Below are 19,495 nucleotides of genomic sequence, written 5' to 3' on the forward strand. Positions count from 1 at the left end.
CATGCCCGCAAAGGGTAAGCACCGTCGTACGAAGACCGGCCCGATCTCCCGTGGCGTCCTCGCCGCAGGGACCGGCGGCGCCGTTCTCGCCCTTCCGCTGATCGGCGCCACCGGTGCGCACGCGGCGGAGCAGGCCGCTCCCGCCGCCAAGCCGGCGGCCGCGGCTGCGGCGCACAGCGCGCCCGCCGCCTCGGTGGCGAAGAAGCAGAGCGCGCCCAAGACCTACTCCGTGGTCTCGGGCGACTACCTGTCGAAGATCGCGGCCGACCAGAAGCTCAAGGGCGGCTGGGAGAAGCTGTACAAGGACAACCGGGACGTCGTCGGCGACAACCCGAGCCTGATCCTCCCGGGCATGAAGCTGACCCTCGGCGCCAAGGCGTCCGGCCCGGCGGTGCAGTCCGCGCCCAAGGCCGCGCCGTCCGAGGCCGCCCCCTCGAAGGCGGAGGCCACCCCCGAGGCGGCCGCTCCGGTCGAGAAGAAGACGACGGCCACCAACGCGTCCGACTCCTCCGCCGCTTCCGAGAGCAACAGCTCCGGCTGGACCTCCCCGGTCGCCGACGCCAACGTCACCACCCAGTACCGCGCCTCCGGCGCCAGCTGGTCCAGCGGCTACCACACGGGCTCCGACTTCCAGGCCGCCTCCGGCACGAGCGTCCGGTCCATCGGCCCGGGCACCGTGGTCTCGGCCGGCTGGAGCGGTTCGTACGGCAACGAGGTCGTCATCCAGCACAGCGACGGGATGTACTCCCAGTACGCCCACCTGTCGTCGCTCGACGTCTCCGCCGGCCAGACCGTCACCGGCGGCCAGCAGATCGGCCTCTCCGGCTCCACCGGCAACTCCACCGGCCCGCACCTCCACTTCGAGGTCCGCACCGGCCCGAGCTACGGCTCGGACGTCGACCCGGTCGCCTACCTGCGCGCGCACGGCGTCTCCATCTGAGGGGCGTCTCCGGGCGGGCGTCTTCCCGCGAGGCTCTCCAGCTGAAAGCCCTCGGGTGACGTCTCGATATGAGCATCCCGATGTGGGCGTCTTCATGTGAAGGCCTCCATGGGACACGGCCGTCGGTCGGCCCGAAAGTTCGACAGTTCGCCGGGAAGAGGGGCGGTGCGCGGCGGCGCACCGCCCCTCTTCTTATTCCGGCTTTACCAAAACCTGACCGGGTGGTCTTTCTCACCACCCGTCAACCCCCCATTACGGTCGCGTAGGTCACATTCAAAGGTGCAGGATATGCACTTGTGGCAGACGATTCGAGAAACACACAACGAGGCATCATCGGGTCGTACGCGGCGATCGGCGACAGTTTTACCGAGGGTGTCGGGGACCTGGGTCCGGATGGGCGGCTCCTCGGCTGGGCGGACCGCTTCGCGGTTCTCCTCGCGGACCAGCTCCTGGTTCCCGGGGTCCCCGAAGGCCCGCACGGGAACTTCCGGTACGCCAACCTCGCCGTACGCGGACGGCTCCTCGACCAGATAGTCGAGGAACAGGTCCCCCGCGCCAGGGAACTGGCACCGGATCTGGTGACCTTCTGCGCGGGCGGCAACGACATCATCCGGCCCGGCTCCGATCCGGACGACGTGGCCGAACGCTTCGAGCGCGCGGTCGCCGATCTGACGCAGTCCGTCGGCACCGTCATGGTCACCACCGGCTTCGACACGCGGCATGTGCCGGTGCTCCGTCACCTGCGCGGCAAGATCGCCACGTACACCGCCCATGTCCGCTCCATCGCCGACCGCTACGACTGCCCGGTCCTGGACCTGTGGTCGCTGCGGTCCGTGCAGGACAGGCGCGCCTGGGACAACGACCGGCTGCATCTCTCGCCCGAGGGCCACACCCGGGTCGCGCTGCGCGCCGCCCAGGTCCTGGGACTCGACGTGCCGGCCGACCCCGACCAGATGTGGCCGCCGCAGGCCCAGCGCGGGACGCTCGAAGTGCGGCGCGACGACATCCACTGGGCACGTGAGTACCTGGTCCCGTGGATCGGACGACGCCTGCGCGGCGAGTCCTCCGGCGACCACGTCGAAGCCAAGCGCCCCGACCTGCTGCCGCTGTGAGTTCCCGGACGACCGCCCGGCTCCCGGCGGCGGCCGCCTCGGAACGGACCGGTCCGCCGGGAGTACCGGAGTGGGAGCTGCGCGCCGCACGGGCCGATGACGTCGAGGCGGTCGCGGAGCTGCGGGCCGTCGTCATGCGCGCGGACCTCGAGCGCCTCGGACGCTACGACGAGCACCGCGTGCGGCAGCGGCTGCGGGACTCGTTCTCCACCCGGCACACGTCCCTCGTGATCGCCGGCGGCCGGTTCGCGGGATGCGTGACCGTCCGGCCCGCCGGCGACGGGAAGCTGCTGGAGCACTTCTACCTGGCCCCGCAGCACCAGGGCAGGGGGCTCGGATCCGCCGTTCTGCGTACCGTGCTGGAGGGCACCGACCGGGAAGGCGCGACCGTGCGTCTGACCGTCCTGCGCGGCAGCGCCGCACGCCGGCTCTACGAGCGGCAGGGATTCGTCATGGAGGCCCAGGACCCGGTCGACGTCTTCATGGTGCGCCCGGCGGGCCCGGTCACCGCTCCGCGAGCCTGACCGGCGACAGATCCAGGGTCTGCCGGCGCGCGGGGATCCGCTCCAGGACGCCGCCCGCGAAGACGTCGTACAGCGGCAGCGTCTCCAGGTGCACATAGCCGATGTGACAGTCGCACACGTCGGCCGGGCAGCCGCGCGGGCCGAGGGAGCGCCGGTAGCTGCCGTCGTAGAGGTTGCCCAGCTCGGCCCGGACGAAGTGGCAGCGCCGCACCGTACCCTCGCCGTCGACGGAGATGACGGACTCGCCCGTCCGGCAGGGCAGCCCGGCCGAGCTGTGCGGGTGCCTGCTGTAGGGGAAGAGCGGGTCGAGGGCCGTCCACCGGTCCGCCTCCGCGTCCGTATAGCTGTGCCCTTCGGCGGCGTTGATCCAGAGGTACACCTCGTCGGGCAGTGCGCCACGCAACCGCCGGGCCTCCTCCAGATGGTCGTCCAGCCCCACGACGCCGACGCTGTAGCGCACTCCGAGGTCCGACAGCTCCCGGCATCTGCCGAGGAAGCGTTCGTACGGTGTCTGGCCCGGGTGGTACGTGCACCACAGGGCGACCTTGTCGCGCTCGGCGCCGGTCAGCCAGCCGGTACGGGCGCTGAGATTGGTCTGGATGGCGACCCGGCCCACGTGCGGCAGCTGCGACAGCTCCATGATCGCCCTCCGGTACCAGGACCGGACCAGCCCTTCGCCCCACGGAGTGAACAGCACCGACAGCCGGTCGCCCGTCTGCGCGGCGGCCCAGGCCGTGAACCGCTCCAGTGCCGCCCGGTCGGCGCGCAGCTGCTCGCCGCTGTCCCGCCGCTTGGCGAAGGGGCAGTAGGGGCAGTCGTAGTCGCACGAGGCCAGCGGGCCCCGGTACAGGATCGTCAGGTCCATGCTCATCGGTCCCTGTTCGTCGGGTCCACCGTCGGGGTGTCCGTGCTCATCGGGCGGCTCACTTCTGTTCGTACGCGGCCATCGCGGCCCGTACGGCGGGGGAGAAGAGCTCCGGGCCCAGCGCGTCGGAGTGGGCCAGGCCCTCGGGTGAGAGCCGCAGCAGACCGGGGGGCGCGGACGTGTCCAGCCAGCCGCGCCCGGCGACGAGGTCGAGCTCGTCCGTGAAGTCGGCCCGGGGATCCGACCCGAACCGCTCTCGGTACTCCTCGGACCGCAGACCCCCGGCCTGGAGCAGCGACTGCAGAACGTGGCGCCTGCGCGCCTCGTCACCGTCGACGTACCTGCCGACCTCGGCGCGGGAGAAGTCCTCGGTCGCCGTGAATCCGTCGATGATGCCCCTGATCTCCCGCATCTCCACCGCGTAGTCGAAGGAGTAGTGCAGCGAGGAGGTGTACGAGCGGGCGCCGCAGCCGAGCCCGATCATGCCGTCGGTCTGGCAGGCGTAGTCGTCGGGACCCGCGTGCGGCGCGTCGGCACGGCGGAACATCCGCATCGACACCTGCTCGTACCCCTGGCCCAGCAGATGCTCCCGGCCCGCACGGTAGAGGCGCAGCCGCTGCTCGTCCCAGGCGGCGTCCGGCCCGTCCGCTGTGCCCGCCGCGGTGCCCTGGCGGCCGAGGCCGGTCAGCGGGCGCACGTACAGCGGGTAGAGGTACAGCTCCTCGGGCCGCCAGGCCAGGGCGGCGTCCAGCGAGGTGCGCCAGGTCTTCTCCGTCTGCCCGTCGATCCCGTAGATCAGGTCGATGTTGAGGACCGGGATGCGGGCGTCCCGGATCCGGCCCAGGGCCGCCTCGACCTCGGAGCGGTGCTGTGGGCGGACCGCCGCACGTGCCTCGGCGTCGACGAAACTCTGCACACCGATGCTGATGCGGGTGGTGCCGCGGTCGGCGAGCACGGCCAGCCGGTCCGCCGTCGCAGTCGACGGCGAGGTCTCCACCGACAGGGGGACGGACCGCAGATCGGCCCCCATCCGCTTCTCCGCTATGTCGCAGAGCCGCTCCAACTCGCCGGCGGTCAGGAAGGTGGGAGTGCCACCGCCGAACGCGGCGGCCGAGAAGCGCACCGGCCCGTCGTCCCCCAGCGCGTCCCGGACGGCGGAGGCCTGCCGGTCCAGCGCGTCCAGATAGCGCGTGGTCAGCTCGTCGGGTGCGCCGATCCGGGTGAACAGGTTGCAGAATCCGCAGCGGACCTCGCAGAACGGTATGTGGAGGTAGAGCGAGAGCGCGTCCTTGCGCTCCGCCGCCCACAGGTCGCGCAGCAGCGGCCGGCCGGCGGGGTGGGCGGCGAGCGGGCGGTACGCCGTCTTGTGCGGGTAGGCGTAGACGTAGCTCTGGTAGGGCCTGGTGGCGCTGGTCATCGAGATGCCCCCGGATCGAGGAAGAAGTGGGCGTACGGCACGGTCCAGACCGCTTCGTGGCCGAGCCGGTGGCCGGTGTACCCGTCGTCGCCGTAGGCCGTGCCGTGATCGGAGCAGACGATGGCGAAGCACCTGCGGCGACTGCTCGCGGCGGCGAACAGGCGCCCGATGTGCCGGTCCACGTACTCCAGGGCCGCGGCGTGGGTCGCCCTGGAGTCACCCGCGTCGGCGGTGGCTCCGGGCAGGTGGAACCAGTTGGGCTGGTGCAGGGCCGACACATTGACGAACAGGAACAGCTTCTGCTCCCGGGGCAGTTCCGCGACGACCTGTTCGGCGCACGCCACCTGCTCCTCGAAGGACGTCGGCGACGCCACCCCGAATTCCGGCTCCCAGTGGCTCTCCTGGAACATTCCGGGCAGCACGGAGCCGAGTGGGGGGCGGCGGTTGAAGAAGCCGACCCCGCCGACGCACACCGTGCGATAGCCGGCCCCGGCGAGGCCGGAGACCACATCGGGTGTGTCGTGGACGAAGGTGCCGTCCGCGGTGGACTCACTGCCCGCGAAGCGCGCCGCGAACAGGCGCGGGTGCGGGCCGGGCGATGCGGGCGTCGGCAGGAAACCGGCGAAGATCGCCTGATGGGAGGCGTAGGTGAAGCTGCCCGGCGCATGCCTCTTCTCCCAGGCACCGCCCGGCAGATGCCGGGAGAGATTCGGCAGGCGCCCCGCGGCGGCCAGCTCCTCGGCGACGTCGTACCGCAGCGTGTCCAGGGTGACGAGCAGCAGATCGTGACTGCCCACCACCGTGTTCATGTCGGGATTGCTTGGATCCGTGACGCCGGGAGGGGCGTCAGGAGGTAGTGGTGGCACGGTCGTTCCTCGCACAGTCGTTCCTCGGCCGTTCCTCGTTGTTCCTCAGCACGGCGGCCACCTGGGCCGCGTACGTGTCCAGTCCCTCCGCGCCGCTGCCCGGCAGGCCGGTCAGCCGGGGCAGGAGGTCCCCGAAGGCATTGACCTCACCTACGGCGAAGCGCCGCCAGCCGGTGGCGGGCAGCAGATCGACGCCCACGCACAGCGTGTCCGGGAAGCAGGCCGCTGCCCGCTCGCACACGGCCAGGGCCGCGTCCCAGCTGCCGCCCGCCGCCTCGACGGAGGTCCGTACCGCGTCGAGATCACCGCGGGCACCGCCCAGATGCAGGTTGGTCATGGGGGACCGGCTGGTCCGCACGACCGCGTGCGTCGCCCGGCCCGCGACCACGACGACCCGGAGGTCTGCCGCCCGCCCCCGCTGCGACGCCTTGGGCAGCCAGCGCTCGATGTGCAGGCCGTCCGGTGCCAGGGCGTCGACGACCGCGGCCACCTCGCGCTCCGTCGTGCAGTGGCGCACCCGCAGGGAGTTGAAGAGCCGTCCCTCGCTGTCCCGTTCGACCGACGTCGCCGCCCGCACCCGGCCGGAACCCGCCGTCTCCACGGCAAGCACTCCGGAGGCGGACGAACCGTGCGCGGGTTTCACGAACACCCGGGGCATGCGGTGGTCCGCCATCAGCGCACGGACGTCCGCCCACCCCCGCACCGGGGCCCCCGAGGGCCCCGACGTCGGCGAGGCGGGCAAGGGGACCCCGGCGGCGTCCAGCACACCGTGGCAGAGCCGCTTGTCGAACAGGACGGCGATGTCGTCCGGATCGTCCAGCAGGACGGCTCCCGCCGCCGTCGACGCCCGAGCCACGTCCCGTACCGCCGACGTGAAGCGGGCGTACCAGCGGGCCGAGCCCTCCACCCTGGTCGGGTCGTCGACCCCGCGCAGCAGCCGCTCGACCTCGGCGTCCTCCCCCGGCGAGTCGACGCGCACCCGCTCGCCGGGCAGGAAGACCGCCTCGCCCCTCAGCACCTCGAGCCAGGACACCGTGCGGGCGTCCGGCAGCCCGGCGGCGCGCACGGCGTCCTGGAAGAGGGCCACTCTGCGGTTGCCGGGATTGCCGACCACCGCGAGGCGCGGCGGCACGCTATTCGCTGACCGCGACATACCGGGACTCGTCGTCCTCGGGATCCCAGTGGTCCGCCTCCTCCAGATCGACCTTCACACCGGCCCGGGCGCACAGGTCCCGGATGCGCGAGACGAGCGGATCGGTGAGGTAGTGGTGGTGCAGATCCAGCGAGGTCAGATGGGTGAGCGGCTGACCGTCGAGGAGGGCCTGCGCTCCCGCGTCACCGAGGGTGCCCATCGCCAGCGAGAGCGACTCCAGCCGGGCGACGACCGGGGCGGAGGCGACCGCCGTCGCGATCTCGTCCTGGATCTCGCTGTTCTGCAGGCCCAGGTGGCGCAGCCGGGGGAACGCGGCACCCGACAGCACCGGACGCATGTCCTCCACCGTGGCGTCGCCGCCGTACCAACCGGCCCCGAACCACAGCTCGAGCCGCTCCAGAGCGGGGAGCTCGGACGCGCCGACCGCGCGTACGACATGGCCCGGCAGGCCGCCGGACTCGAACCGCAGCGACTTCAGCCCGTCATGCCGCACCGGCCGCAGCCGCAGCTTCTCCTCCTCCGGCACGGGATCGCCGCCACCGCGCACCGTCAGCTCCTCCAGGAGGGGGAAGGCGTCGATCAGCGGGGTGATGTCACACATCTCCAGCCAGGAGACCTCGCACTCCTCGCCCACCACGTCGGCGAGGAACAGGGCGCGAAGTGCCGGGAACCGGTGGGCGTCCGCGGCGACCTGCTCCACCACGGGGGTGAACGAGGTGTACTCGTCGTGCCACCAGGGGCCGATCAGCAGCGCTCGCACCCGGGCCGGGTCGACCGTGCCGAGGAAGTGCTCCCATAGCTCGGAGAACGTCAGCTCCTTCCACGCGCAGTCCAGTCGCCAGGCCACGGAGTCCGCCGCCGGCAGGCCCCCGGGCAGCGGGTCGTCGGGCTGAGGCAGCGTGAGGACCGTCAGGCCGTGGAAGACATCGGGATGTTCGATCGTCATCGTGCCCTCACTCCGCAACCGTGGTGTAGCGCCCTGCCGCGCCCTGGTCGCCCCACGGTTCGCAGCGCTCGGACAGGTCGACCCGGACACCGTGCGGCTCCAGAGCCGCTGTGATCCGGTGTTCCATCGGCTCGGTCAGGAAGTGGTGGTGCAGATCGAGCGTGGTGAGATGGGTGAGCGGCTGGCCCTCGAGCAGCGCGGCCGCTCCCTCGTCCCCGAGCGTGCCGCAGGACAGGTCCAGCGTACGGAGCCGTGCGACGACGGGTGCCGAGGCGACGGCGGCCGCGATCTCGTTCTCTATCTCGCTGTTGCGCAGGCCCAGGTGGTGCAGTTGGGGGAAGCGGGTGCCGGCGAGCAGCGGCGCCAGGTCCGGAAGGCCGACGTCGCCGTCGTACGCCGAGACGCCCAGCCAGAGGTCGAGGACCTCCAGCGCGGGCAGTTCACTGTCGAGTACGCCCCGGACCACGTCCACGGGAAGGCCGCCCGACTCGATGGTGAGCGCGCGCAGCGACCCGTGCTTGACCGGCGGGAACACCAGTTCGCTGCTGCCGCGCACCCCGAGCCCTTCGAGATCGGGGAACGCGGTGAGGAGAGCCGTGACGTCGGACTGCTGGATCCAGGAGATCTCGGCCTCCTCCATCACCAGGTCTCCGACGAAGACCGCGCGCAGCGACGTCAGCCGGTCGGCCGCGGCGACAACGAGGCCGATGGGGTACGCCGAAGTCTCCTCGTACGTCTCCCCCCACTGCCCGATGATCAGAGCCTCGACCCCGGCCGGGTCCACGGCATCGAGGAACGACGTGAACTCCTGCTCCCAGGTCAGCTCCTCCCTGTCGGAGTCGAACGGGTCGACGCTGATGCGCCAGGCCACGGCATCGGCCGCCGGGCGGGCCGCCCCACCGGTCTCGTGCTGGAAATCGACGGCCGGAAGGCCGAGCAACTCGTGCAGGTGGTCCACACCGGACATGGCACTGAGCTCCTGATACTGAGGACGATTGTTGTCCGCAAGGTGTATCAAGCCCCACTGACATCGATGGAACCGGGCCTGAGCCGAGACCGGTTGTCAGACCCCCGTCGTAGCGTTCCATCCGTGGCCGGCACAGCGGGTGCTGCCACGGAGGGGAGACGTCTGTGTACCGGCAGGGCGATGTACTGATCGTGGCGTTGGACGAGTCGGAGGTGCCCGCGCCCTTCCTCGACGCGACGGGTGAACTGCGCGACGGGCGGGGGCGGCTGGTGCTGGCGCTGGGTGAGGTCACCGGGCACGCCCATGCGGTGCAGGGGCCGGGCCGGCTGATGCGTGAGGCCGGGCCGTTCGGCCCGATGATGCTCCATCTCCCCGACGGGGGGCGGGTGGTGCACGAGGAGCACGCGGCGATAGGACTGCCGAAGGGCTGGTTCCGCGTGGTGCGCCAGCGGGAGTACGCACCGGGGGCCGTCCGCATGGTCGCGGACTGACCGTCGCGACGGTGGACGCGATGGTGACGCGGTACCGCGATGGAGCCGGGCGAGCGAGCCCGGTGCGGGTGAACGAGATCGATGTGGACGACGCGGTGACGCGCGTACCAGCAGACCAGGACAGGGGACGGGGAACACCGATGCAGTACGTGAACGCATGGCGGGCCGTGGCGGCGGCGACGGGCGCGGCCGACCGGGGAGCCGCCGAGGACGGGGTGCGGCTCGCCTATCGCAGCGCCGGCCTCGCCGAGCCGGAGCGCATCATCTGGGCGGACTCGCCCAGAGCGGCCGTCGAGGTGGTCGAGAAGCTCGTCGACGCGGGGTGCTCGGTGCGCGAGGACGTCCGCACCCGCCCCTGGGCGGAGGAGCGTCGCCGGATGTACGACGAACTGGGCCCGGCCGGCTGGTCCGCACTGTGGTCCGCCACCGGGGCACAGCTGTGGGAGACCACGGCCGCGCTGGCCGATCGCATACGTGCCGGGGTCGTGGCGGAGCTCGCCGTGCGGCCCGAGGACGAGTCGGCCGTGCGCCTGCTCCTGCTGGACGCGGTCCTCGGCCAGCACGACGCGGCATGGCTCGCCGCCTTCGACGGCCGGGGCGACCGGCTGACCGGACTGGCCGAGGTCGCCAGGAACGCCGGCTGGTGGTGGCCCTACGAGCGCGCCGTGGTGATCAGTGAACGACCCGTGGCACTCCACCGGGACGAGGCCGGCCGGCTCGACCGGGGCGACGGGCCTGCCCTCGCCTACCGTGACGGTTTCGCACTGCACGCCTGGCGCGGCATGCCCGTGCCGGCTGAATTCCTCGACGGACTGGCGTCCTTGACCCCCGACCGGATACGGGCCGAGGAGAACGCGGAGCTGCGCCGCGTGATGCTGGAGTACTACGGGTACGACCGCTACCTCACCGAATCCGGCGCCGAGCCGGTGCACCGTGACGAGACCGGCATCCTCTGGCGGATCGCGCTGGACGGCGACGAGGACGTCGTGATGGTCGAGGTGGTCAATTCGACCCCGGAGCCGGACGGGACCAGCCGCACGTACTGGCTGCGGGTGCCGCCGCGGACCAGGACGGCCAAGGAGGGGGTGGCCTGGACCTTCGGTCTGGACGGTGATGTCTACGCCCCGGTGCGCCAGACCTGACCGGGGTCGTTCGCCCGTACCTCGGCGGCCCGTACCTCGGTGGCCCGTTCCCTGCGGTCTGCGGTCTGCGGTCCTCGCTCTTCGGTCTGCGGTCCGGGACTGCGGGGTGACCGGTCAGGCCGTCAGCGCCGCGTGCTCGATGCCGAGTTCGCGGGCGAGCGCCTCCTCGGTCCACTGCAGCATCGTCGCCCGGGAGAGCGGACCCGCGTACGACGTCATCTGGACGGCCAAGCCGTCCAGGAGCGCGGTCAGCCGCCAGGCCACGGACATCGGGTCGTCGCAGTGGAACTCGCCGGCGGCGGCGCCCTCCTCGATCACCTCGGCCAGCTCCGCCTTCCACTGCTGGTCGAGATCGCCTGCCACCTCGCGCAGCACAGGATCGCGCAGGGAGGCCGCCCATCCCTCGATCCACAACCGCCAGCCCTTGGCCTGGCCCGTCGGTGCGTACCAGCGCACAGCCGCCCGCAGCCGCCGCACCGCGCTGGTGCGGCGGGTCAGCAGCCTACGCAGATGGGCCAGATCGGCCTCCGCGGCGTACGCGAACGCCGCCGCCACCAGCTTCTCCTTGGTGGAGAAGTGATAGAGCACCAGCGCGTTGCTCACGCCGAGGACCGAGGCGACGTCGGCGATCCGTGTCGCGGAGACACCCCGCACCTCGATCTGTTCGACAGCAGCGCGCAGAAGCTCCTCGCGTCGCTCCGCCACGCTCAGTCGTACCCTCGCCACGCACTCACCCTAACCAATGCGCCCGAACGGGCAGCGGACCGCCCGCGCCCCTACCGGTACCAACCGAACCGCTCCGCCATCACCGGCAGCCGTTCCGAGACGATCGCGTGCGCGGCCGCCCGCGGCGTGCAGCCGTCGGCCTCCGCCCGGGACAGCATCCGGTCGATCAGGGCCCGCATCGCGCGGCGGGTGTGCGTGAACGCCTCGTCCGCGTCCGCCCCGATGTCTCCGAACAGTGTCCACCACCACCACGCGTTCGTACCGGAGTTGACGACCACGTCGGGCAACACCGTGATCCCGCGCCGACGGAGCAGCTCCTCCGCCTCGGGCAGTACCGGCATGTTGGCCGCCTCGATCACCCAACGGGCCGTGATCAAGGCCTGGTTCCCCGCGTCCACGGCGTACGAGACGGCCGCCGGGACCAGCACCTCGGCGTCCGCCGCCAGCCACGCGTCGGGGGGCAGCTCGCGGTCCCCGGCCCGCAACGCGCCGCGGTCCACCGTCCCGTAGGCGTCCCGCGCGGCGAGCAGCGCCTCGACGTCCAGGCCCGCCGGGTTGCCGATCGTCCCCTTGACGTCGGCGACCGCGACGACCGTGAGCCCCGCCCGGGACAGGAAGCGTGCCGTCGCGCCGCCCATGGTTCCCAGGCCCTGTACGGACACCCGCGCATCGCCGTACGCGACTCCCGCCCGGTCCAGTGCGGCGAGCGCGGACTCCGCGACCCCGCACCCTCCGACCAGCTCGTCCAGCCCGATCCCGTCCACCGTGACGGCGAACGCGTCCGCGAGCCGCCGCCGGGCCGCCGCCTCGTCGTCCAGGAGCGGATAGACCGCCTGGATCGTGGAGACCAGCCCCGCCTCGGCCGCAGCACGGTCAACGAGGTCCTGGGTCAGCCCGAGATCCTCGCCGGTCGTCCAGACGCTCTCGATGTAGGGGCGCATCGCCCGCAGATAGCGGAGCAGCACCCCGTACGCCTCGGGGGCGCGTGGATCGAGGTCGATGCCGCCCTTCGCGCCGCCCAGCGGGACGTATGCCGCCCCGGTGTCCTCGGCGTCGAAGTGCAGAGCCTCCTTCATGGTCATGCCACGGGCCAGACCCGCCACCTCTTCGAGGGTGCACCCCTGCCGCATCCGCAGTCCGCCACTGGACACCCCACGCACCAGGCGGTCCACGACCAGGTACCCCCGGGTGCCGGTGACGTGGTCCGTCCAGGTCAGAGAGATATGAGGGGCAGGGGAAGCGGGCGTCATCACACATGGCTCCTGGGTCGGTCCTACTGAACAGTCGGTCAGTATCTGGAGAGGGCGGCACGCCTGTCAAAGAGCTTTCCGCCGGCCGGACGAGGAGCGCACCGGAGTCGGCGGAGCACAGAAGGTCACGGTCGGACGCCGGGTCGACGCCTTCGGACGGTTCTCACCCCGAGCGACGGACGGGTGACCCCCGGATGTGACATTCACGGGCACCGGATGCGGAATCCTGCGGTCGGTACGGACGTTGGAGTCGGCATGACGGCCATCGAACGCGGGCACGAAGCGCTGCTCCGACTCATCGGCGAGCACGACGGCGGGGTGCTCGTCACCCTCAGGCGGGACGGCAGGCCCCAGCTGTCCAACGTGAACCACGCCTACTACCCCGACGAAGGGGTGATCCGGGTGTCCATCACCGAGGGCCGGGCCAAGACGCGCAATCTCCGTCGCGATCCGCGGGCGAGCTACCACGTGACCAGCGACGACCGGTGGGCCTGGACCGTCGTCGACGCCACGGCCGAACTGACCCCGCCCGCCGCCGAGCGCGACGACGCGACCGTGGAACAACTGATCACGCTCTACCGGGACGTCAAGGGCGAGCACCCCGACTGGGACGACTACCGACGCGCGATGGTCGAGGACGGCAGGGTCCTCCTGACGCTGCGGATCGAGCACGTGTACGGCCAGCCGCGTGCCTGACGTGCATGTGCCCGGTGCGGGGCGCGCTCGGCGTTGCTCCGTTCACCGTCGAGCTCTCGCCCGTCCCCACCTCCCGACCATAATGAGACGACACCGACTCCCTCAGGAGATGTTGTGACCGGCGCAGACAATCAGCCTTCGCTCCGTACGCGACTTCGTTCGCTGCGCCCCGACGCCTTCGGAGCGGATCCGGCCGGTGCGCGCATGGAGCGCATCCGCCGCTCGCCGAATTTCGCCGACGGGGTCTTCCGGAATCCGGAGGGGGCACGCACCAGGCCCTCCGGTTCCATGCTCGAATTCGCCAAGGTGTACTTCCAGCGGGAGCAGCGGGCCCGCAGGTCGCCGGCCGGTACCGTGCCCGTGCACGCCACCACCGTCGCCGACCTCGCCCGCCCGCCCGCGACGGGTCTGCGGCTGACCTGGATGGGACACTCCAGCGTGCTCGCCGAGATCGACGGCCGACGGGTGCTCTTCGACCCCGTCTGGGGCGAGCGCTGTTCGCCCTTCGCCTTCGCCGGGCCCAAGCGGCTGCACCCCGTGCCGCTGCCGCTGGCCGTGCTCGGGGCCGTCGACGTCGTCGTGATCTCCCACGACCACTACGACCACCTCGACCTGCCCACGGTCAGGGCCCTGGCCGGGACGGACACCGTCTTCGCCGTGCCGCTCGGGGTCGGAGCCCATCTCGAGCAGTGGGGCGTGCCCCTCGACAGGATCCACGAACTCGACTGGAACGAGACCGTACGGATCGCCGGGATCAGCCTCACCGCCACCCCGGCGCGCCATTTCTGCGGGCGCGGCCTGCGCAACCAACAGCACACGCTCTGGGCGTCATGGGCCGTCGCGGGCCCGGAGCACCGGATCTACCACAGCGGTGACACCGGCTACTTCTCCGGCTTCAAGGACATCGGCGCCGAACACGGACCCTTCGACGCGACCATGATCCAGGTCGGCGCCTACTCGGAGTACTGGCCGGACATCCACATGACGCCCGCCGAGGGGGTCCGGGCCCATCTCGACCTGCAGGGAGGCCGGCCGCACGGTGTGCTGCTGCCGATCCACTGGGGCACCTTCAACCTGGCTCCGCACGCCTGGGCGGAGCCGGGGGAGTGGATGAAGGACGCCGCCGACGAGGTGGGGCAGACGGCTGTCTTCCCCCTCCCGGGCGAGCCCTTCGAGCCGGCGGGCAAGCCGCCCACGGACCCGTGGTGGCGTGCGGTGTCGGCACCGATCGCGCACCCGTGGCGTCTTTCCGAGGTGACGGAGGCGGCACCGGTCCATCGGGAAGAAGTCGACCTGGCCGGCGAGCGGTAAGTGAGGGAGGGCGAGGCCCGAGCCGACCCGCTCGCCCGGGTGCCGGGGGCGGCTCGCCCGGGGGGCGGGTAGCACGTTGCGCGGGGGCGGGGAGGGAGCGTACGAGGGCGGCCGCCGACGGCACCCCGCGACGGGCACCCGGCGGTGCGCTTCTTCCCCCTGAGCTCCGTGCGGGTTCCGGCGCGCGCATGCGGGCCGGGCACCGGCGACCCGAATCGCCGTCCCGTATCCGTGTCGGCCGTCCCGTATCCGTGTGGCCCCGAACGGCGGTTTCGGGGCCACACGCGGGTGTGGGCCCACGGGCGATCCGCCGCGGGGTAGGGGCGAGCCGCCCGCGCGCCCGGCTCCACGGGTGCACTGTCCGCGTGTGCGCCAGCAGTTGCGGGGATCGGCGTTCTACCGTTCTCCGATGCGATCTGTCCCCTGGTGGGTCCTGTTCTCCTCGGTATGCGCTCCGATCCTGCTCATCGGAGGCTGGTCGGTCTCGGCGCAGTTGCACGGGCCCGGCTACGATCCGGCCTCGGCGACGATCAGTGTCCTTGCCGCCGACGGGGCCGGCGGGTACTGGGTGATGACGTCGGCCGTGCTCGCGCTGGGTGCCTGTTACGTGATCACCGCCTGCGGGCTGCGCCCCGCCGCCTTCTTCGGACGCCTGGCGCTGGCGGGCGGCGGAGTCTCGGCCATACTGCTCGCGCTGTTCCCTGCGCCGAGCAGCGGCGGCTCGTTCGCGCACGGGGCGGTGGTGGCGTTGGGATTCTCGCTGCTGGCGGTCTGGCCGGTCCTGGCCGTGCGGCGCGGCCCCGTTGACCTGCGGCGCCCGCCGGGGCGGGTGGCCCCGGCGGGCGCAAGGGAGGCGCCGTGGGGTCTGCGGCCCGGGCCGTCCGTCGGAGCGTCCGTGCTGATGTGGCTCGGCGGGGCGTGGTTCCTGCTCGCTCTCTTCCTGCTCGACACCGCCGGAGCCGCCGAGCGCGTCATCACCTTCGCCCAGGCCTTCTGGCCCCTCGTCGTGGTCGTCTCCTGCGCCCGGTACTGACTTCTGCCCCGCTGTCGTGGCGCAGGCACGTGCCGCTCACCCCGGCGCTCCTCGGCCGGACGGACGAGCCGGTCCGGCCGAGGAGGCCCTCGGGTCCGCCTGAAACGATGACCGTCAGGGGACCTGCACCCAGTCGAGTGTGCGTTCCACGGCCCTCTTCCAGCCCGCGTACCCGTCCGCGCGCTGTTCGTCGGACCACTGGGGGGACCACCGTTCGGACTCGTTCCAGTGGGTGCGCAGTTCGTCGGTGTCCCGCCAGAAGCCCGTGGCCAGCCCGGCCGCGTAGGCGGCGCCGAGCGCGGTCGTCTCCGCGACGACGGGCCGGCTGACCGGGACGCCGAGGATGTCGGCCTGGATCTGCATGCAGAGGTTGTTGGCCGTGACACCGCCGTCGACCTTGAGCACGTCGAGGTGGACGCCGGAGTCCTGCTCCATGGCCTCCACCACATCGCGGCTCTGGTAGCAGATGGCCTCCAGGGTCGCCCGCGCCAGGTGGCCGTTGTCGTTGTACCTGGCCAGCCCGACGATCGCGCCCCGCGCGTCGGAGCGCCAGTAGGGGGCGAACAGGCCCGAGAACGCCGGGACGAAGTACATGCCGCCGTTGTCGTCGACCGTACGGGCGAGCACTTCGCTCTCCGCCGCGTTCTTGATGATCTTCATCTGGTCGCGCAGCCACTGCACCGCGGAGCCGGTCACCGCGATGGAACCCTCCAGCGCGTAGACCACGGGGCTGTCACCGAACTGGTAGGCCACGGTGGTGAGGAGACCGTGCTGGGAGCGGACCAGTTCCGTGCCGGTGTTGAGCACCAGGAAGTTGCCCGTGCCGTAGGTGTTCTTGGCCTCGCCGGGAGAGAAGCAGACCTGCCCGACGGTGGCCGCCTGCTGGTCGCCGAGCACCCCTCCGATCGGAATGGCGGCGCGCAGCGGCCGGGAGGTGCGGGTCGCGCCGTAGGCCTCCGGGTGCGACGAGGGGTTGATGGTGGGCAGCATCGCCCGGGGGATGCCGAAGAAGCCGAGGAGCTCGTCGTCCCAGTCGAGGGTCTCCAGGTTCATCAGCATGGTGCGGCTCGCGTTGGTCACGTCGGTGGCGTGGATACCGCCGTCGGGGCCGCCAGTCAGATTCCACAGCACCCAGGCGTCCGTGTTGCCGAAGACCGCGTGGCCCGCCTCGGCCGCTTCCCGTACGCCGTCGACGTTCTCCAGGATCCACTGGATCTTTCCGGCGGAGAAGTACGTCGCCGGAGGCAGGCCCGCCTTGCGGCGGATGACATCGCCGCGTCCCGAGCGTTCGAGGTTCGCCGCGATGGTGTCCGTGCGGGTGTCCTGCCACACGATGGCGTTGTAGTAGGGCTGTCCGTTGCGCCGGTCCCATACCACTGTGGTCTCGCGCTGGTTGGTGATCCCGATGGCCACCAGGTCGCTCGGCGACAGACCGCCGTACCGCAGGGCGTTCTGCATCACCGAGTTGGTGCGCTCCCAGATCTCCACCGGATCGTGTTCCACCCAGCCGGAGCGGGGCAGGATCTGGGCGTGTTCCAGCTGGTGTTTGGCGACTTCGTTGCCGCCGTGGTCGAAGATCATGAATCGGGTGCTGGTGGTTCCCTGATCCACCGCGCCGATGAAATCCGCCATGATGTGCCGCCTCTCGGCCGGTGTCGTCAGTCCTTGGGGGCCGGGACACGTCCCGGCGGCTCGGGTGCCGCGGACGGCAGGAACCGGCCGACGAGACCCTTGTAGAGTCCGGCGCCGAGCAGGCCGCCGACCAGGGGGCCCACGATGGGTACCCAGAAGTAGAGGTTTCCGTACTGGTCCCGCCACGCTCCGCCGTAGCCGGTGATGAAGCTCGCCAGCCGGGGGCCGAAGTCCCGGGCGGGGTTGATCGCGTATCCCGCGTTGGTTCCCCAGGCCATCCCGATCGCGACCACGACCAGGCCGATGACGAACGGCCCCAGGTTCGCGCCCGGAGGAGTGTTCAGCATGTCGGTGATGGCCATGATGAGCAGCAACAGGATGGCGGTCCCGATGACCTGGTCGCGGAACGCGCCCCATTCGTGAACCGGTAGAGCGGGGTTGCCGTTGGCGGGGAGTGTGGAGAACACCGTCTGCGTCTTGACCGTGTGTCCGGGGTCGGCCTTCGCCAGTGCCTCGCTGTAGTTCCACCGGACGAGGAGAGCGGCGACGAAGGCGCCGGCCGTCTGGGCCAGGGCGTAGGGAGCGACCTTGCTCCACGGGAACCCCTTGAACGCCGCGAGTGAGAGGGTCACCGCGGGATTGAGATGCGCACCGCTCAGCCGGGCCGCCACATAGACACCCAGGGTGACGCCCAGACCCCACGCCCAGGCGATGCTGTCGTGGTCCCCGAGACCGCCGGGTGGATCCGTCAGAGCACCGCCCGCCGCCACCTGGGCCACCACTCCGCATCCGAAGAGGATGAGGATCATCGTGCCCACGAACTCGGCCGACAACTCGCCCAGCAATTCCGATCCTGCACGCCTTCCAGCCATGGAAGCTCGCCCTCCGCCGGCTGAACCGGCCGTCGACTACCCCCGCGATATGAGCAGGCTAAAGCGCATCCGAGAAGGGTGCATATCAGGGCGAATCTCTTCCGGTGGCCGCCTGCCGGCCGACGGCACCCGAGGGCGTGCGGCAGGTGAGCCGGCGCGCGGCACCTCGGAGAAGCCTCGATCCCGCCGCTTCCGAGACGACGAGCGCCGACACCGCGCGGAGCCGGCGTACGACGACCCACGCGCGGCCCGCGTCCGCGGAGCCGGCTGCCACCGGCCCGTGACGGGTCCTCCGGCTCACCCGCACGGGTGCCCCGACCTCGTCGGCCGGCCCTTCCGCGGCCGGAACCCGCCCGAAACCGAAGCCCCGTGCCGGTGCGCTCCACGGACGCCCGGCGGCCCGGCCGGGCCGCAGTGCCCACCACCCGGCCGATACGCTCCGCGAGTTGCCGTTTGCGCATCGTCACCCGCACCATGGAGTTCGCGTCCGGAGGCCGGCCCGTCCCGCCTCCGGACCGGGGACGGAAGGAGTGCGGCGTATGGCCGGGTACTTCGAGAACGGCCCCGGTGACCTTGTCCCCGACGCGCTGTCCGGCTTCGCCCGTGCCCATGCGGACCTCGTGGCCCACGACCCCGTCGACGGATTCTTCACCGCCCGGCACAGTTCTGCGGCACGGCAAGTGGGTCTCCTCTCGGGCGGCGGCTCGGGACACGAGCCGCTGCACGCCGGATACGTCGGCGCGGGCATGCTCGACGCCGCCTGCCCCGGCAGGGTGTTCGCCTCCCCCCACAACCGGCAGATCTTCCGGGCCTCCGGCGCGGTCGCGGGCCCGGCAGGCGTGCTGCACATCGTCAAGAACTACACGGGTGACCGGATCAACTTCGGTATCGCGGCCGAGCGGCTCGCCGACGCAGGGATCGCCTGCGCGCGCGTGCTCGTCGACGACGACCTGGCCTCCGACTCCGAGGGAGTCGCCGCCGGGCGCCGTGGCACGGGCGCCACGATGCTGGTGGAAAAGGTCCTGGGCGGCGCCGCGGACACCGGCATGGGACTCGACGCGCTGGCGGAACTCGGCACCGCCGTGACCAGCCGGTGCCGGACACTCGCCGCCGCCTCCGCCGCCCACCACGCACCGGCCACCGGCGAGCCGGCGTTCGGGCTGCTGCCCGGCGAACTGGAGTACGGGGTAGGAATCCACGGTGAACGTGCCGACCGCACCAGGAGTCAGGGGCGTGTGGGGGCGTTGGTGGAGGACATGGCGGGCGCTCTGCTGGACGCGCTGCGCCCCGGGCCGGACGATCCGGTCGTCGCCCTCGTCAATGGGCTGGGCTCGGTCACCTCTCTGGAGCTGTACGGCATCTTCGGCGAACTGGGCCGGGTCCTCGACGCCCGGCGGGTGCGGCTCGCCCGTCACCTCGTCGGCAACTACGTCACGGCGCTCGACATGCGGGGCTTCTCCCTGACTCTCATGGTCGCCGACGGCGACACGCTGGACTTCTACGATGCGCCGGTCCGTACCCCGGCGTTGAGCTGGTGAGCGAGAGGCTCCCG

The 19,495-nt window shown here is 71.6% G+C and carries 19 protein-coding genes; 9 read left to right on the plus strand and 10 right to left on the minus strand.

Annotation, left to right across the window (positions count from 1 at the left end; translation table 11 throughout):
• Position 1 precedes the first annotated feature (1 nt).
• The 3 genes from OG927_RS29225 (at position 2) to OG927_RS29235 (ending at position 2,576) form a co-directional block, all read left to right on the plus strand.
• Positions 2-940, plus strand: a complete 939-nt coding sequence (locus OG927_RS29225) for a M23 family metallopeptidase (RefSeq protein ID WP_056790597.1) — start codon at positions 2-4, stop codon at positions 938-940.
• Between the two features lie 296 nt (positions 941-1,236).
• Positions 1,237-2,052: an SGNH/GDSL hydrolase family protein gene (locus tag OG927_RS29230; RefSeq protein WP_330321048.1), complete on the plus strand. Its 816-nt coding sequence runs from the start codon at positions 1,237-1,239 to the stop codon at positions 2,050-2,052.
• A gap of 77 nt (positions 2,053-2,129) precedes the next feature.
• Positions 2,130-2,576 (plus strand): GNAT family N-acetyltransferase, encoded by a 447-nt coding sequence (locus tag OG927_RS29235; protein ID WP_330321367.1) that lies wholly within the window; start codon positions 2,130-2,132, stop codon positions 2,574-2,576.
• Here OG927_RS29235 and OG927_RS29240 read toward each other — a convergent pair.
• From OG927_RS29240 to OG927_RS29265, 6 genes are read right to left on the minus strand one after another with little or no spacing between them, the layout of a single operon-like run.
• Positions 2,557-3,441, minus strand: coding sequence for an STM4011 family radical SAM protein (locus OG927_RS29240; RefSeq protein WP_124280477.1), 885 nt, complete (start codon positions 3,439-3,441; stop codon positions 2,557-2,559). The genes OG927_RS29235 and OG927_RS29240 overlap by 20 nt on opposite strands.
• A 58-nt stretch (positions 3,442-3,499) precedes the next feature.
• Positions 3,500-4,858 (minus strand): STM4012 family radical SAM protein, encoded by a 1,359-nt coding sequence (locus OG927_RS29245; RefSeq protein WP_124280476.1) that lies wholly within the window; start codon positions 4,856-4,858, stop codon positions 3,500-3,502.
• Positions 4,855-5,667: an STM4013/SEN3800 family hydrolase gene (locus OG927_RS29250; RefSeq protein ID WP_124280475.1), complete on the minus strand. Its 813-nt coding sequence runs from the start codon at positions 5,665-5,667 to the stop codon at positions 4,855-4,857. Before OG927_RS29250 ends, OG927_RS29245 begins: the two co-directional genes overlap by 4 nt.
• A gap of 37 nt (positions 5,668-5,704) precedes the next feature.
• Positions 5,705-6,877 carry an STM4014 family protein gene (locus OG927_RS29255; protein WP_330321049.1) on the minus strand — a complete coding sequence of 391 codons (1,173 nt, stop codon included), beginning with the start codon at positions 6,875-6,877 and terminating at the stop codon, positions 5,705-5,707.
• Positions 6,858-7,823 (minus strand): STM4015 family protein, encoded by a 966-nt coding sequence (locus tag OG927_RS29260; protein ID WP_330321050.1) that lies wholly within the window; start codon positions 7,821-7,823, stop codon positions 6,858-6,860. The genes OG927_RS29255 and OG927_RS29260 overlap by 20 nt, the downstream gene beginning before the upstream one ends.
• 7 nt (positions 7,824-7,830) lie before the next feature.
• Entirely contained in the window at positions 7,831-8,790 is a 960-nt protein-coding gene (locus tag OG927_RS29265; RefSeq protein WP_124280472.1) for an STM4015 family protein, read from the minus strand.
• 164 nt (positions 8,791-8,954) lie between these two features.
• Between OG927_RS29265 and OG927_RS29270 the strand changes: the two genes are divergently transcribed.
• Together OG927_RS29270 and OG927_RS29275 are read left to right on the plus strand one after the other, a co-directional pair.
• Positions 8,955-9,281 (plus strand): hypothetical protein, encoded by a 327-nt coding sequence (locus tag OG927_RS29270; protein WP_330321051.1) that lies wholly within the window; start codon positions 8,955-8,957, stop codon positions 9,279-9,281.
• 140 nt (positions 9,282-9,421) lie between these two features.
• Positions 9,422-10,423 carry a DUF6745 domain-containing protein gene (locus OG927_RS29275; RefSeq protein WP_056790635.1) on the plus strand — a complete coding sequence of 334 codons (1,002 nt, stop codon included), beginning with the start codon at positions 9,422-9,424 and terminating at the stop codon, positions 10,421-10,423.
• Between the two features lie 114 nt (positions 10,424-10,537).
• Here the strand turns inward: OG927_RS29275 and OG927_RS29280 are convergent, their stop codons facing one another.
• Both OG927_RS29280 and OG927_RS29285 read right to left on the minus strand, forming a co-directional pair.
• Positions 10,538-11,149, minus strand: a complete 612-nt coding sequence (locus OG927_RS29280) for a TetR/AcrR family transcriptional regulator (protein WP_330321052.1) — start codon at positions 11,147-11,149, stop codon at positions 10,538-10,540.
• Between the two features lie 50 nt (positions 11,150-11,199).
• Positions 11,200-12,399 carry a glutamate dehydrogenase gene (locus tag OG927_RS29285; protein WP_056790571.1) on the minus strand — a complete coding sequence of 400 codons (1,200 nt, stop codon included), beginning with the start codon at positions 12,397-12,399 and terminating at the stop codon, positions 11,200-11,202.
• 255 nt (positions 12,400-12,654) lie between these two features.
• Here OG927_RS29285 and OG927_RS29290 point away from each other — a divergent pair, with 255 nt between their 5' ends.
• The 3 genes from OG927_RS29290 to OG927_RS29300 all read left to right on the plus strand — a co-directional run bounded on the left by OG927_RS29290 (position 12,655) and on the right by OG927_RS29300 (position 15,439).
• Positions 12,655-13,095 carry a PPOX class F420-dependent oxidoreductase gene (locus OG927_RS29290; RefSeq protein WP_056790568.1) on the plus strand — a complete coding sequence of 147 codons (441 nt, stop codon included), beginning with the start codon at positions 12,655-12,657 and terminating at the stop codon, positions 13,093-13,095.
• Between the two features lie 114 nt (positions 13,096-13,209).
• Positions 13,210-14,406 (plus strand): MBL fold metallo-hydrolase, encoded by a 1,197-nt coding sequence (locus OG927_RS29295; RefSeq protein ID WP_330321053.1) that lies wholly within the window; start codon positions 13,210-13,212, stop codon positions 14,404-14,406.
• 409 nt (positions 14,407-14,815) lie between these two features.
• Positions 14,816-15,439 carry a DUF998 domain-containing protein gene (locus OG927_RS29300; protein WP_209469252.1) on the plus strand — a complete coding sequence of 208 codons (624 nt, stop codon included), beginning with the start codon at positions 14,816-14,818 and terminating at the stop codon, positions 15,437-15,439.
• A gap of 114 nt (positions 15,440-15,553) precedes the next feature.
• Here the strand turns inward: OG927_RS29300 and glpK are convergent, their stop codons facing one another.
• Together glpK and OG927_RS29310 are read right to left on the minus strand one after the other, a co-directional pair.
• Complete coding sequence (gene glpK / locus OG927_RS29305) at positions 15,554-17,071, minus strand: glycerol kinase GlpK (RefSeq protein WP_056790560.1); 1,518 nt, start codon at positions 17,069-17,071, stop codon at positions 15,554-15,556.
• Between the two features lie 26 nt (positions 17,072-17,097).
• Positions 17,098-17,943, minus strand: coding sequence for an MIP/aquaporin family protein (locus OG927_RS29310; protein ID WP_056790557.1), 846 nt, complete (start codon positions 17,941-17,943; stop codon positions 17,098-17,100).
• A gap of 539 nt (positions 17,944-18,482) precedes the next feature.
• Here OG927_RS29310 and OG927_RS29315 point away from each other — a divergent pair.
• Positions 18,483-19,481: a dihydroxyacetone kinase subunit DhaK gene (locus tag OG927_RS29315; RefSeq protein WP_330321054.1), complete on the plus strand. Its 999-nt coding sequence runs from the start codon at positions 18,483-18,485 to the stop codon at positions 19,479-19,481.
• Positions 19,482-19,495 lie beyond the last annotated feature (14 nt).

Origin of the sequence: Streptomyces clavifer (genome assembly GCF_036345975.1) — a bacterium.
In the GTDB taxonomy this organism is placed as follows: Bacteria; Actinomycetota; Actinomycetes; order Streptomycetales; family Streptomycetaceae; genus Streptomyces; species Streptomyces clavifer.